Source organism: Streptomyces ochraceiscleroticus (genome assembly GCF_000720485.1).
GTDB lineage: Bacteria > Actinomycetota > Actinomycetes > Streptomycetales > Streptomycetaceae > Streptomyces > Streptomyces ochraceiscleroticus.
On the sequence record NZ_JOAX01000006.1, the window covers coordinates 119626 to 133550 of the forward strand.

Annotated in this window: 9 protein-coding genes; 6 read left to right on the top strand and 3 right to left on the bottom strand. The window is 72.1% G+C overall.

The window, feature by feature from the left end:
- Positions 1–82: 82 nt before the first annotated feature.
- Entirely contained in the window at positions 83–1132 is a 1050-nt protein-coding gene (locus IG84_RS0110420) for a phosphatidylinositol-specific phospholipase C domain-containing protein (RefSeq protein ID WP_031054202.1), read from the bottom strand.
- Between the two features lie 132 nt (positions 1133–1264).
- Between IG84_RS0110420 and IG84_RS0110425 the strand changes: the two genes are divergently transcribed.
- Positions 1265–1774: a DUF2165 domain-containing protein gene (locus IG84_RS0110425; RefSeq protein ID WP_031054204.1), complete on the top strand. Its 510-nt coding sequence runs from the start codon at positions 1265–1267 to the stop codon at positions 1772–1774.
- 13 nt (positions 1775–1787) lie between these two features.
- Here the strand turns inward: IG84_RS0110425 and IG84_RS0110430 are convergent, their stop codons facing one another.
- Together IG84_RS0110430 and IG84_RS0110435 are read right to left on the bottom strand one after the other, a co-directional pair.
- Entirely contained in the window at positions 1788–2984 is a 1197-nt protein-coding gene (locus tag IG84_RS0110430) for an FAD-dependent monooxygenase (RefSeq protein WP_031054206.1), read from the bottom strand.
- A 234-nt stretch (positions 2985–3218) separates the two neighbouring features.
- Positions 3219–6386, bottom strand: a complete 3168-nt coding sequence (locus tag IG84_RS0110435; protein WP_031054209.1) for a cytochrome P450 — start codon at positions 6384–6386, stop codon at positions 3219–3221.
- 188 nt (positions 6387–6574) lie between these two features.
- On the opposite strand from IG84_RS0110435, the gene IG84_RS0110440 reads away from it, so the two are divergent.
- The 5 genes from IG84_RS0110440 (at position 6575) to IG84_RS0110460 (ending at position 13919) form a co-directional block, all read left to right on the top strand.
- Entirely contained in the window at positions 6575–7240 is a 666-nt protein-coding gene (locus IG84_RS0110440) for a PAS domain-containing protein (protein WP_051861586.1), read from the top strand.
- A 153-nt stretch (positions 7241–7393) separates the two neighbouring features.
- The gene (locus IG84_RS0110445) at positions 7394–10258 is read left to right on the top strand and encodes a peroxidase family protein (RefSeq protein ID WP_031054212.1); all 2865 of its coding nucleotides are present in this window, start codon (positions 7394–7396) and stop codon (positions 10256–10258) included.
- 255 nt (positions 10259–10513) lie between these two features.
- Positions 10514–11548, top strand: a complete 1035-nt coding sequence (locus IG84_RS0110450) for a catalase family protein (RefSeq protein WP_031054214.1) — start codon at positions 10514–10516, stop codon at positions 11546–11548.
- 65 nt (positions 11549–11613) lie between these two features.
- Complete coding sequence (locus IG84_RS0110455; RefSeq protein ID WP_031054216.1) at positions 11614–12003, top strand: hypothetical protein; 390 nt, start codon at positions 11614–11616, stop codon at positions 12001–12003.
- A complete protein-coding gene (locus tag IG84_RS0110460; protein WP_037799845.1) occupies positions 12000–13919 on the top strand; it encodes a GMC family oxidoreductase in 1920 nt (639 codons plus the stop codon). The genes IG84_RS0110455 and IG84_RS0110460 overlap by 4 nt, the downstream gene beginning before the upstream one ends.
- Positions 13920–13925 lie beyond the last annotated feature (6 nt).

Sequence of the window (13925 nt, forward strand, 5' to 3'; positions counted from 1 at the left end):
GAGGAGTACTTGAAAGTTCAAGTCTCGACATCTCACCCTACACAGTGCTTGAAACCTGTACAACCACCCCCGGCGCCGCGTGTCAGCCGCGCGGCACCACCTCGCCCAGCACCTGCGGCAGCGGGTACCAGTCGGCGGTGAGCACGCTGGCGTGCGCCTTGGCCAGCAGCGCCACCCGGTCTCTGGCCTGCCGCTCGGTCGGCTCGGTGGCATCGATGGCCGGGGCCACGTTGTGCGCGTCGGTCATGATCACGAGGTAGTGCCGGGTGTCGTACCAGCCGGTGTCGATGCCGCCCGCGTACGCGGTGGCATCGCCGTCGAAGACCACGAACCAGGGGCGCAGCGCGGGGTCGGTGTAGCGGGAGCGGGGGTCGCCGGACTCGGCACCGTGCACGGCGGGGAAGGCGGTGGCGGCGGACAGCCGTCCGTCGCCCGCGAGGGTGCGCAGATGGGTGGCGTACTCGCGGTCGGTCCACAGCCGGTCGGCCGGGTTGCCCTCCTCGACCGTGCCCGGGATCAGCTCGATCAGGAACTTGCCGGCCAGCGCCGACCGCTCCGGCCAGCCGTCGGCGCGTACCGCCTCGTCCAGCGTCGCGTGGTCCCCGATCAGGTCGCCGGGCCCGAAGACCGCATCCCCCAGCCTGTCGCGCACCAGCGCGTCGAACTCGTCCGGGCCGCGGCCCCCTTTGTCGTTGAAGCCGTCCTTCAGCTCCATCTTCAGCAGTACGGGCCGGTGGCCCGGGTGCGCCTCGTGCCAGGCCCGCAGGTCGGCCAGGCACCCGCCGAGGTCCTGGTTGCGGGGCTTGGTGCGCAGCTCGGCGGGGGTGGCGGCGTTCTCGCAGTTGTTGTCGTTGCCGAGCGGATTGCCGTGCGAGACCCGCCAGGACTTGCCCAGCCCGTTGGTCCACACGTCCAGCTCGAGCAGGCCGGCGCCGGAGTCCAACGCGTCGGCGAAGTAGGGGTACTTCGCCTTCTCGTACGCGTTGTGCACGCCCACCGCTGTGGTCGTGTCGTACGTCGTGCCCGCCGCGGCCGGAGTCCCGGCGCCCGCCGGCCAGGCCACCACCCCCACCACCAACGCCGCTCCCGCCACACCCGCTGCCATGGCCCCCGTACGCCGCTGCCTGCCCATGTGCCCCTGCTTTCTCGTTGGTCAGTCGATCAGCGGGCAGCGTACGGGACTTGAGGGGCGGACAGGCCGTCCCGGTACCTCTACGATGTCGTCCTGTACACGACAGCGGCGGACTCTCCGGTGGAGGCTGACATGGCCGGCGGCAGACGAGCAGTGGCGGCATCCTCTCTCGCGGCGGGACTCCTCACGGGCACGGTCGCGCTGTACATGGCGCTCGTCGCCTTCGGCAACATCACCGACTTCGACACCAATCGCGCGTTCGTCCAGCACGTCCTGGCGATGGACACCACCTTCAAGGACCCCGACCTGATGTGGCGGGCCATCACCTCGCACCCGCTCCAGGACGCCGCCTACATCGCGATCATCGCCTGGGAGACGGCCGCCGCTGCCGTACTCGTCGTGGCCACCGCGCTGTGGGCGCTGCGCCGGGACCGGGCCCGGCGGCTCGCCACCCTCGGCCTCCTGATGGTCCTGCTGCTCTTCGGCGCCGGCTTCCTCGCGATCGGCGGCGAGTGGTTCGCGATGTGGCAGTCCAAGGACTGGAACGGCCTGGACGCGGCCACCCGCAACGTCCTGCTCGCGGGGATCGCCCTCCTCGTCGTCCAGCTCTCCCCGGCGGCGGGACGGTCCGCCACCGACTGACCGGCCGGCCGCGTCACCACTCGATCCGGTACGACGTCAGCCAGTTGGCGGCGCCGGCCTCGGTGCGGGCGACGCGGTGCGGGAGGACGGTGTCGCGGAAGACGCGGCGTACGGGACCCAACGCCGTGCGGCGGGCCATGTTGGCGCTGGCCTCCACGACCTTTTCCACGCGCTCGCGGCGGAGTTCCTCGTATGCGCGAAAGGCACGGCGGTTGTCGGACTGGTCGCGCAGCGACTTGGCCAGCACGATGGCGTCCTCGATGGCCATCGAGGCACCCTGTGCGGCGTTCGGTGCCGCGGCGTGCGCGGCGTCCCCGATGATGACCATGGTGTCGGTGTACCAGCGTGGAGTGGCGGCGATGTCATAGGAGTTGGAGCCGACGATGGTCTCGCCGGTGGACCGGATGATGTCGGCGGCCGGGGAGTTGTCCTCCTCGAAGAGCGCGCCGAGCCGGTGCCGCCACTGGTCGGCCGTGGAGGCGGCCAGATCGTCGCGGGAGAGCTCGGGCCCCGGCGCGTTGGCGAACCACCAGGTCTCGCCGTCGGGCGCGCGAGTGCACCCGAAGAACGCCTTCTTGCCGAAGATCATGCTGTACGTGCCGTGTTCGGGCGCGTTCTTCGCGTCCCGGGTGTAGCCGCAGACGGTGTTCTGGCCGGTGTACCGGGGGCGGGCCGCGGCCGGGTCGATGAGCTTGCGGGTGACGGAGTGGATGCCGTCGGCGCCGATCAGCAGGTCGCCCTCGGCGCGGGTGCCGTCGGAGAAGGTGGCGACGATCCGGCCGTTCTCCACGGTCTCAGCGGCCACCAGCCGCTTCCCGTGCTGGACGGCGATGCCGCGGCGGGTCGCCTCGTCGTGCAGGACCCGGTAGAGCGTGGCCCGGCGCAACGTGCGGGGCCCGGCACCGTCCGGCGCGCCGCCCTCGGCGTCCTGGTCCCCCGTCCCGGCCATCGGGCGCTCGCCCAGCCGCTTCCCGGTGCTGCTGAGGAACTCCACCCGACCGGCGGGGAAGGAGTTCTCGATGACGGGCCCGTCGGCGTCGATGACGCGCAGCGCCGACAGACCGTTCTCGAAGACGACGAGGAATGCCCCGACGTCGTCGGCGCCGCTCGCGTACGCCTCGTAGACCTCCGATTCGATGCCGGCTTTCTGCAGGGCCATCGCGGTCACCGCTCCCGCGATGCCACCGCCGATGATCAGGGCGTTGGTCATGACGCTCCAAGGTCGGACGGCCGGTCTCAAGGGGCGCCTGGCTGCGCCCCGGCGGATGCGGCGCCCGCGGGGCCTGTGCCCGAGGCGCCGCATCCGTCGCACGGGTCCACCTTGGCGTGCCGGGAGCCGGGGGGCCAGAGCGGGAACCGGCATGTCGTCCGCACGACCGTACTTGTCGTCGTACGGATGCCGGTCCCCGCCGTCGTCGGCCGCCCGCACGCCCCCGGAGGCCGGTCAACTCGCCGCGTACACATCCTCGATGTAGCGGCCCTCGGTGGTCAGCCCGGTGAGCCATGCCTCGGCCTCCTCGGCCGTGCCGCCGCCGTGGCGTACGTACAGCTCCCGGAAGGCCGCGCGGACGCCCGGTGCCATCCGGCTGCCGTCGCCGCAGACGTACACCCGGGCGCCCGACTCCAGCAGCCGCCAGACCTCCTCACCGTCGGCCTCGATGCGGTGCTGGACGAACCGGCGGCCGTCCTCGGGCCGTTCGCTGAAGGCGGGGCGTACGCCGACGGCGCCGGCCGCCTCCGCCGCGCGCAGCTCGTCGGCGTGCAGGAAGTCCGCGTCGGGCGCGTCGCAGCCGAAGAAGAGCAGGGCGGGGGCGAGCGGTCCGGCGGCCGCCGTGCGGTCGGCGACGGCGCCGCGGAAGGGCGCCAGGCCGGTGCCGGCCGCCACCATGATCACCGGGGTGCCGTCGGCCGGATCGATCCGGAAGGCGTCCCGGCAGGGCTGGACGCGAGCGAGCACCGTGTCACCGGCCTTCAGGGCGTGCAGATGGCTCGAACCGGTGCCGCCGGGCAGTAGCGAGACCATCAGGTCGGCGTGCCGGCCGTCCTTCGCCGGCGAGGACGAGACGGAGTAGTGCCGGGTCCGCATGGGCGGCAGCAGCTCCAGGACGACCGGCCAGGGCAGCGCGCCGCGCAGTGCCGGGTGCGCCTCGATCAGTTCCAGCGTCGTCCGGGTGTCGTCCTCGCCGGGCGCTTCGAGGGCCGCGCGCTCGGGCGGGCAGGGGTTGTGCGCGGCCAGCAGCGCGCGCTGTTCCGCGGTCGGCCGGGCGTTCAGCTCCAGGTGGTGGGTGAGGAGCGCGTGGACGCTCAGCGGGCGGTCGACGGGGAGCGCGTCGCGGCCCGCGCCCGGCTGGCGGATGCTGAGCACCGTCGCCGGGTCCACACCGAGCGCCTGCGCGGCGCGGGTGACCCGCTCGGGGCTGTTGGCGGGCAGCACGCTCAGGTGGTCGGCGGTGCGGTAGGTGACGCCCTCGGGGAGGGCGAGCCGCAGGAACCGCTTCTTGCGGGGGTAGTCCTCGGCGGTGAGGTCGTACGCCTCGGTCACGGTCATCGGGGTGAGGCCGTGGCGGGCGGCGAGCGCGTCCAGGGGGCCGCCGGTGATCTCGGTGACGGTGCACGCGCCCTCATCGGGCGCCGCGGTGGCGCCGATGCTCGCGGGGTCGCCGTACCGGGTCAGCAGCTCCGTACGGAGCGCGGCGGTGAAGTCCTTGACCGTGCCCGCCATGTCGCCGGAGGCGTCGGCCGCGGCGCGCGGCAGGAGCCGGTCGCCGCCGAGCTCCGCCAGCCGGTCGTCGAGGAGGGTGGGGACGCGCTGGTAGGTGGCGGCCCAGTTGCGGTCGCCGACACCGAGGACGGCGTAGGGAACGCCGTCGGCGGCGCCCTCGGGCGCGCCCTCCAGCCAGGCCGTGAAGGCGGCCGCATCGTCGGTCGGGCGGCCGTTGTAGGAGGCCGCCACGAGGATCACCGGGCGGTCCGTGGGCAGCGCGCCCGTGTAGGCGTCCAGCGGCGCGACCTCGGCGGCGCAGCCGAGCCCGGTCGCCTCGTCGGCCAGCCGCTCGGCGAAGTCCTTGCAGGTGCCGTAGTTGGTGCCGTGCAGGAGCAGCAGCCCGGTGCCCTGCCGTACCCGGGTGGGGAGCCCGTCGTCGGCGGCGGGCGCGTCGTCCGCGGTGCCGGTGCCGGGGAGCACGGTGAGCGCCGCTCGGTCGGCCACGCGGTCGGCGGCGGTGCGCTCGGCGAGCCGCACGGTGAAGCCGTCCGGCTTCAGCGTCAGCGTCTCCTTGACGGTCAGCGCGTAGTCGCCGTGGTCCTCGAAGCGGTAACGGTGCACCAGAAGGGCCAGCAGCATGGTCGCCTCGTGCAGCGCGAACTGCCGCCCGATGCAGGCGCGTTCACCGGTACCGAAGGGCTTGTACGCGTGCGGGGAACGGGCCGCCTCCGCCTCGGGTGCGAAGCGCGCCGGGTCGAACAGCTCGGGGTTGTCGCCCCAGACCGGGTCGCGGTGCAGCATCGGGGTGAGGACCGTGAAGATCTGCCCGGCCTCGACCGGGTACCGGCCGGCGAGCGTCGTGTCCTCCTTCGCCTGCCGGCTGAACGCGGCCGCGGTGGGCCACAGTCGCAGCGCCTCGTTCAGCACCTGCCGGGTGAAGGCCAGCTTCCCGATGTCCTCGAAGGACGGGTCGGGGTCGGCCGCGTCACCGAACAGCTCGTCGGCCTCGCGGCGCGCGATCCGCAGCGCGACCGGGTCCTTGAGCAGGTGGTAGAGGGCGAAGGAGAGCGCGCCGGAGGTGGTCTCGTGGCCGGCGATCAGGAAGGTGATGACCTGGTTGCGGATGTTGGCCGGGTCCAGGGTCGTGCCGTCCTCCGGGTGCGGCGCGCCGAGCATCAGGCCGAGCAGGTCGTCGGCGGAAGTGTCGCCGGAGGCGGTACGCGCGCTGATGACGTCGTCCACCACCGAGGCGAGGTAGTCGGCGTCCGCGCGGAACGCCTCGTCGCGCTCGGTGTAGTCGACGCCCGGCTTACGGGCCAGCCGCGTCATGCTCCACTCCAGGCAGCGCACCATCGCGTCCACGAAGGGGTGCGGCGTCTCGCGCCCGAAGGACTCGAAGTCGAAGCCGAATCCGGCGAGTCCGATGGTGTCCAGGGTCATCCGGGTCATGTCGTCCGGCACGTCCACGGACGCGCCCTCGGCGACCCGGTGGTCCCAGCTCGCCATCAGCCGGCGGGCGACCGCGAGCATGGCCGGGTGGTAAGTGCGCATCGAGCCCAGCGCGAAGGCGGGCATGAGGATGTCGTGCGCCTTGGCCCAGTTCGGCTCGTCGTTGTAGGCGGTGAAGAGCCCGTCGGCGGCGAACTCCCGTACGTTCTCCAGGGCCGGCCCGACGGCCTTCTCGAAGCGGGTCTCGTCGGCGAGCTCGGTCACCAGCTCCAGGGAGGTGACGAAGGTGGCGTCCCGGCCGTGCAGCCGTCGCCGGAAGATCGGGCCGTGCTCGCGCGCCAGGCCCATGGCCCGCTGGAGAGGGGTACGGGAGAGGCCGGCGGCCGTGATGTCCACCACGGGGATGCCGTCGTCGTCGAGGGTGACGGTGTCGGCGCTCTGAAGCTGCGTATCGCTCATGACTCCACAGTGACCGGCCCGGTGTGCCGCGCTCCCCGCGGTAACTGCATGATTGTGCAGTGATTTCTTGCGCGCGGGTCTTGCGGACCGGCGGAAGATGATCTTCGCGGTACGGGCGGCCCGCGCGGTCCGCCGGACGGAGCAGGACCGATGGACGTACGAGACGGAAGGACAGGTGTCACCGGCCGATGGGTGACGACCTCTTCGCGCATCCGGGCGTGCCGGGCCCGGCCGCCGCGCCCTGGCACAACTACTTCCTGATCCTGCTGGACCGGATGCCGCTGCCGGTCGCGGTGTGCCGCGCCGACGGCGAGATACTGATCGCCAATCCGGCGATGGCCGCGGTGTGGGGCACCACGCGCGGCCAGCTCCGCGGCCGCAACCTCCTGGACCACTTCAGCCCCCGGGCGATCTCGCAGGTCGGCCGGCTCGTCGAGGCCGTACGGATGGGCCGCCGCTCCCGCTACCCCGTCGAGGTCCGCTGGCGCGAGGGCGCGGACGGACCCGAGTACGAGGGCATGCTCACCCTTGATCCGGTCGGCGACCCCTCGGACGAGCCGCCCGCGCTGCTCGCCATCCTCCGCGTCCACGAGGACCGTCCGGCGCCGCCGCCCGCCGCCGAGGTCAGCCCCGTGGAGTCCCGCATCCTCGCCCTCGCCGCCGCCGGTGCCACCACGGCCGCCATCGGCAAGGACCTCGGCCTCACCGTCGACGGCGTCAACTATCACCTCACCCGCTTGACCCGCCGCTTCCGCGTCCCCAACCGCACCGCTCTGGTCGCCCGCGCCTACACCCTCGGCCTCCTCTCCCCCACGGCCTGGCCCCCGGCTCCGGCCGAGGAACGGGACACCTGAGAGCCCACGGGAAGCGGGTACGACGACCGCGGCGCCGGCCTCCCCTGCGGATGCCGGAGGCCGGGCGGAATCGGCGCGAATCGGACCGTGCCAGGGCGGAGCCCGGGCCGGTAGCGTCGGCCGCTCTTCTTCCCGTACGGAGGGTGCGGACCCATGGCCGACACCGTGAGTTACGTGCAGTACGAGACGTACGAAGGCGGCAGCCCAGAGGCGGAGCGGCTGCTCTTCGAGAAGCTGGCGCGCGAGCTGATGCGCGTGCAGTCGCGGAACAAAACGAGCAGCGGGGCGCCAGGTGTCCAGCGCGCCTTCCATGCGAAGGGCATCCTCGGCGTGGAGAACGCCAGGCTGCGCTTCAACGATGATCTGCCGCCCGCGCTGGCCCAGGGCTATGCCCAGCCGGGGGCCGAGTACCCCGCGCTGGTACGGCTGTCCAACGCCTACGGCATACCGGGCTCCGACGTCTCGCCCGACATCCGCGGCGTCGCCGTGCGGGTGGAGGTGTCGGCGGAGGAGACCCACGATCTGCTGGCGGCCAACTTCCCGGTGAGCCATGCGCGCAACGCCCGCGAGTTCGTGGCGTTCGCCAAGGCGTTGGCGGGCGCCAGGACACCCCTGCAGAAGGCGTTCGGGCTGCTGGTGAAGCTGCCGCTGGCGGTCGGCTGGTCCACCGCGACACGGATGCGGCGCAATGTGCAGGCCGCGACGCGGCACACGGTCGGCTCGCTGGCACGCGAGACGTACTGGAGCCGGGGCGCATGTCTGTGGGGCGACGCCGGGCCGGTGCGTTACCAGCTCCGGCCCACGCCCGGCGGCGCGCCCGCGCCCCGCCCGGACCGGCACGACCCCGACCACCTGCGGCACGAGCTGGCCGAGCGGCTGGCCGCCGCGGACGTCGAATTCGACCTGTGCGTACAGCGGTTCGTGGACGAGAAGCGCACGCCGATCGAGGACGGCGCCTCGGAGTGGCGGGAGTCGGACGCGCCCGTGATTCCGGTGGCGCGGCTGACGATCCCGCGCCAGGACCTCACCACCGCCGAGGCCGGCTCCGCGGCCCGCCGCATCGAAGAGCTGTCGTTCAACCCGTGGTACACCACGGAGGACTTCCGCCCGCTGGGCAATCTGAACCGGGCCAGGAAGGCCGCGTACCAGGCGAGCGCGGCACACCGCCTCGGCACCCGCTTCCGGACCGAGGAACCGCTGCGCAACACGGTGCTCGGGGTGCCGCTGCGGGCGGCGTTCACCAGGCTCAACCGATTCCTCCCCTGGCACCGGCTGCCCTTGGAGGCGGGCCTGCTCAACCTGGTCGTCCTGCGGCAGGTGCTGCGCCGCCGCAACCTCATCGACACCGAGCTGCCCGAGGCGCCGCCGAGGGCGGTACCCGTACCGGAGACGGTGGACGAACGCGCCCGCACGGCCCGCTCGTACGACGGTTCCCACACCGACCTGTCGGCGCCGCGGATGGGCGCGGCCGGCCGGGCGACCTTCGGGCGCAACCTCAAGCCGGTCTACCGCCCGGACCTCTTCGACACCCCGAACGCCGTCACCGTGGCCCGCGAGCTGCTGCACCGCCGCGCCTTCCAGCCCGCGACCTCGCTGAACGTCCTGGCCGCCGCCTGGATCCAGTTCCAGGTCCACGACTGGGTCAACCACCAGCGGTACTCCCTCGCCGAGCGATCGGTCGAGGTACCGCTGCCGCCCGGCAGCACCTGGTACAACACCCCCGGCGGCCCGGCCGAGAACGTCATGCGGATTGCCGACAACCGGGGCCTGGAGCGTTCGGGCAAGCCGCCCATCCTCTTCACCAACACCACCTCGCCCTGGTGGGACGGCTCGGAGGTCTACGGCGGTGACGAGAGCACCGCGCGCAGCCTGCGCGAGCCGGACGGCGCCAAGCTGCGCCTGGAGGACGGCCATCTGCCGATGGGCTCCAACGGCATCCCGCTGACCGGCTTCAACGAGAACTGGTGGCTGGGCCTGTCGGTCATCCACACCCTCTTCGCCCGCGAGCACAACGCGGTCTGCGACGCGCTGCACAGGGAATACCCGAAGATGACCGCGGAGCAGGTCTACCAGACCGCGCGGCTCATCGTCTCCGCGCTGATCGCGAAGATCCACACGGTGGAGTGGACGCCGTCGATCCTGGCGACCAAGGCCATCGACATCAGCCTGCACACCAACTGGGAGGGTCCGCCGAACAACTGGGTGCAGCGGCTGGGTCTGTGGCTGGTCGAGGCGAACTCCCTGCACGGCATCCCGAAGACCCTGCCCGACCACCACAACGTGCCGTTCTCGCTGACCGAGGACTTCGTCACCGTCTACCGGATGCACCCGCTGATCCCGGACGACTACGAGCTGCGCGAGCACCACTTCGGGCAGCGTCTGGAGGCCCTGTCCTTCAACGACCTGCAGGGCGGCGCGGCGGAGGGGCTGGCCCGCAAGACGGGCCTGACGGACTCGCTGTACTCGCTGGGCATCGCGCACCCGGGCGCGATCACCCTGCACAACTACCCGCGCGCGCTGACCCACTTCGAGCGGGACGGCGAGATCATCGACCTGTCGGTGGTGGACCTGGTACGGACGCGGCGGCGCGGCGTGCCGCGGTACAACGACTTCCGGGCCGGGCTGCACAAGCCGCGGCTGACGCGCTTCGAGGAGGTCACCACCGATCCGGACACGGCCGCGCTCCTGAAGGAGGTGTACCGGGACGTCGACGAGATCGACACCATGGTCGGGCTGTTCGCGGAGGCCCCGCCGCAGGGCTTCGGGTTCAGCGACACCGCCTTCCGGATCTTCATCCTGATGGCGAGCCGCCGCATCCAGTCCGACCGGTTCCTGACCGTCGACTTCCGCCCCGAGATCTACACGCCGCTGGGCATGGACTGGGTGGCGCGCAACGGGATGAACTCCGTCATCCTGCGGCACTGCCCGGAGCTGTCGGCGATGCTGCCGCGTGACGCCGGCGCCTTCGCGCCCTGGCGTCCGGTGCTCCCGATGCGCGGCACCGGCCCGGAGTCGTGAGTGTCCGCTCGCTGTGAAGGATCCCGGCCATGGGCGGCACGGCCGGGTGGGGCGGGCGGGAGGGAAGGCACCGTATCGCCCCTCGCCGGGCCGGGTGCACCCGCTCGCTCCCGGCGCTGACCTGCTCCGTTGCCGCCTCCGCCAGTTCGCGCCCGGCCCGTGGGCCGGGCGCGAAACGGGCCCGAAACTCGCGCTGCTGTCGTTCACGGCGCTCGGTAGCGTCGCCTTCCCCAGCAGGTACGGAGGGTGGGTTCGATGGCCGATCCCCTGCAGTACGAGCGCTACGAAGGCGGGAGTGCCGAGGCCGAGCGCCTGCTCTTCGAGCGGCTCCGGGCCGACATCGTGCGGGTGCAGCAGAAGAACCAGCAGGCGGCGGGCGCCGGCAGCCCGGCCCGGGTCTTCCACGCCAGTCCCGTGCTGGGACTGGACAACGCGCGGCTGCGCTTCCTCGACTCCCTGCCGGCCGGGCTGAGCGGCGGCTTCGCGCAGCCCGGTGCCGCTTACCCGGTCACCGTGCGACTGTCGAGTTCCACCGGAATTCCGCGGCCCGACGCGGCCCCCGATCTGCGCGGCGTGGCCCTGCGCATCCAGGCGGCGCAGGACCAGAGCCATGACCTGCTGATGCTCAACACACCGGCCTCGCACGCCGCCGACGCCCGGGAGTTCGTGGCCTTCGCCACGGTCATGGCGGGCGTCACGTCCACCGCGGCGGTGGCATCCCGGTTCCTGTTCGCCCTCCCGCGGGCCGTGGGCTGGTCCACCGCGAACCGGATGCGCCGCGTCCTCCAGGCCGCGACCGGCCGGAAGGTCGGCAGCCTGGCCCGGGAGACCTACTGGAGCCAGAGTCCGATCCTGTGGGCCGACGCCGGACCGGTCCGGTATCTCCTGCGCCCCCGGGACAGCGACACCGGTGTGCCCGCGCCCCGGCGGGACCGCTCCGACCCCCGCTATCTGCGGACCGAGCTGGCCCGGCGGCTGGCACAGGAGGACATCGTCTTCGAGCTGTGCCTCCAGTTGTTCGCGGACGAAGCGCGCACCCCCGTCGAGAACGCCTCGGTGGAGTGGCCAGAAGACATCGCTCCGCCGGTGCCGGTGGCCCTGCTGACCATCGAGCGGCAGGACATCGACAGCGAGGAGGCGCAGGCCGCCTCCCGCCGGATCGAGCAGCTCGCGTTCACGCCGTGGAACACCACGGACATGTTCCGTCCGCTCGGCAATCTCAACCGTTCCCGCAAGACGTTGTACGAGGCCAGCAGCGCGGCCCGGCTCGGCCGGCGCAGCTCCGTATGACGCGCGGCCGTCCATGACCGACCGACGCCACTGAAACCGACACCGCAAGTCGGGGGAAGCACATCATGGGAAAGACCAAGAAACCCGCACTCCGCCCGTACGCCCAGTACGCCCTGGCGTCCATCCGCCTGTTCAACGGTGCCACCGCGCTGGTGGCACCCACCGTGCTCATCCAGCGGCTGGAGGGCACGTCCCCGCCCCCGCCGGCCGCCGTCTACGCCTTCCGGCTCTTCGGGATCCGTACGGTACTGCTGGGCCTGCACATGTTCACCGACGACGGTGACAAACTGCGCGAAGGTCTGCGCGAGGGCCTTCTCATCCACGGCAGCGACACGATGACCGCGGCCCTGCTGGGCATCCGCGGCATGGTGCCGCCCCGTACCGCGGCCCTCATCACGGCGATCTCCGCGACCAACGTGGCCCTGTGCCTCCAGGCGTGGAAGCAGTCAAAATGACCGGCCCGGACGCCGCCCCCGAACCCGAGCGGGGCTTCGACTACATCATCGTCGGCGCCGGGGCCGGCGGTGCGCCGCTGGCGGCCAATCTCGCCCTCGCGGGCATGCGGGTGCTGCTGCTGGACGCGGGCGAGTCGCCGGACAACGACAACTATCAGGTGCCGGCCTTCCACGGGGACGCCTCCGAGGACCCCGCCCAGCGCTGGGACTACTTCGTCCAGCACTACGCCGACGAGGAGCGCCGGCAGCGCGACAGCAAGCTGGTGGCCGACAAGGGCATCCTGTATCCGCGGGCCGGCACGGTCGGCGGCTGCACCGCCCACCACGCGCTGATCACGGTGTACCCGTACAACCGTGACTGGGACGACATCGCCAAGGCCACCGGCGACTCCTCGTGGCGCAGCTCGGCGATGCGCCGCTACTTCGAGCGGCTGGAGCGCTGCGAGTACCGTCCCCGGCCCAAGGAACTGCCGCCGGTTCCGCTGCTCCGCTCGCTGCTGAAGCTGCTGCCGTTCGTCTCGGACCGGTACGTCAACAAGTCCCGGCACGGCTTCGACGGCTGGCTGCCCACCAACCTCGCCGACCCCGGACTGGTCATCCAGGACAAGCAACTGCTCAAGGTGCTGCTCTCCGCCGCCGAGGCGACCCTGGCCGACGCCTTCGGCCGCCCGCTGTCCCCCAAGGAGGGGCTGGGCGGGCTGGTCGACCCCAACGACTGGCGGCTGCAGCCCGATTCCCTCCAAGGGCTGTGGCAGATCCCGCTCTCCACCGCCCGGGGCCACCGCAGTGCCGCCCGTGAGCGCGTGCTGTCGGTGCAGGCGGCCCATCCCGACCGGCTGGTGATCCGCCAGAACGCCCTCGCGACCAGGATCGTCCTGGACGAGCACGGCACGGCCGCCGGCATCGACTACGTCCAGCAGCCGCACGCCTACCGCGCCGACCCGGCGGCCGACTCCGCCGCCGAGCTGCCCGTGACCCGCCGCGCGCTGGCCGGGCGTGAAGTCGTGCTGGCAGCAGGCGCGTTCAACACCCCGCAGCTCCTGATGCTCTCGGGCATCGGGCCGCGCGAGGAACTGGAGCGGCACCGCATCCCGGTGCGGGCCGACCGCCAGGGTGTCGGCGCCAACCTCCAGGACCGGTACGAGGTCGGGGTGGTCTCCCAGATGAACCGAGACTTCCCGGTCATCAAGGACTGCACCTTCCACGCCCCGCAGCCCGGCGTCGCACCGGACGCCTGTTACCGGGCGTGGCAGCGCGGCGAAGGTCTCTACACCACCAATGGCGCGGTGATCGGGATCATCCGCAAGTCGCGCCCCGAACTCGACCTCCCCGATCTCTTCGTCTTCGGCATCCCGGCCGACTTCCGCGGCTACTACCCGGGGTACTCCAAGGAAACGCTGCGCGAGAAGGACCGCTTCACCTGGGCGGTGCTCAAGAGCCGTACGCACAACAGCGGCGGGCGGGTGCGGCTGCGTTCCACCGATCCCCGTGACACGCCGCTGGTGAACTTCCACTACTTCTCGGAGGGGACGGACAAGGCGGGCGACGACCTCGAAGCGATGGTCGACGCCGTGGAGTTCGTCCGCTCCATGAACGGGCGCGCGGACGGCGTCATCCGCAGGGAGCTGTGGCCCGGCACCGACGTCGACTCCCGTGACGAGGTGCGGCGCTGGGTGCAGGACGAGGCATGGGGCCATCACGCCTCGTGCACCTGCAAGATGGGCCCGGCCGGGGACCCGTCGGCCGTCGTGGACAGCCGGTTCCGGGTGCACGGGGTGGACCGGCTGCGCATCGTGGACGCCTCGGTCTTCCCGCGCATCCCCGGATTCTTCGTCGTCACCCCGGTCTACATGATCAGCGAGAAGGCGAGCGAGGTGATCCTCGCCGACGCCGCCGACCTACCACCGATCCACTGAGCAGGC

Coding starts and splice junctions, on each gene's coding strand:
- IG84_RS0110420 (WP_031054202.1), bottom strand. CDS start 1,132: ATGGGCAGGCAGCGGCGTACGGGGGCCATGGCAGCGGGTGTGGCGGGA.
- IG84_RS0110425 (WP_031054204.1), top strand. CDS start 1,265: ATGGCCGGCGGCAGACGAGCAGTGGCGGCATCCTCTCTCGCGGCGGGA.
- IG84_RS0110430 (WP_031054206.1), bottom strand. CDS start 2,984: ATGACCAACGCCCTGATCATCGGCGGTGGCATCGCGGGAGCGGTGACC.
- IG84_RS0110435 (WP_031054209.1), bottom strand. CDS start 6,386: ATGAGCGATACGCAGCTTCAGAGCGCCGACACCGTCACCCTCGACGAC.
- IG84_RS0110440 (WP_051861586.1), top strand. CDS start 6,575: ATGGGTGACGACCTCTTCGCGCATCCGGGCGTGCCGGGCCCGGCCGCC.
- IG84_RS0110445 (WP_031054212.1), top strand. CDS start 7,394: ATGGCCGACACCGTGAGTTACGTGCAGTACGAGACGTACGAAGGCGGC.
- IG84_RS0110450 (WP_031054214.1), top strand. CDS start 10,514: ATGGCCGATCCCCTGCAGTACGAGCGCTACGAAGGCGGGAGTGCCGAG.
- IG84_RS0110455 (WP_031054216.1), top strand. CDS start 11,614: ATGGGAAAGACCAAGAAACCCGCACTCCGCCCGTACGCCCAGTACGCC.
- IG84_RS0110460 (WP_037799845.1), top strand. CDS start 12,000: ATGACCGGCCCGGACGCCGCCCCCGAACCCGAGCGGGGCTTCGACTAC.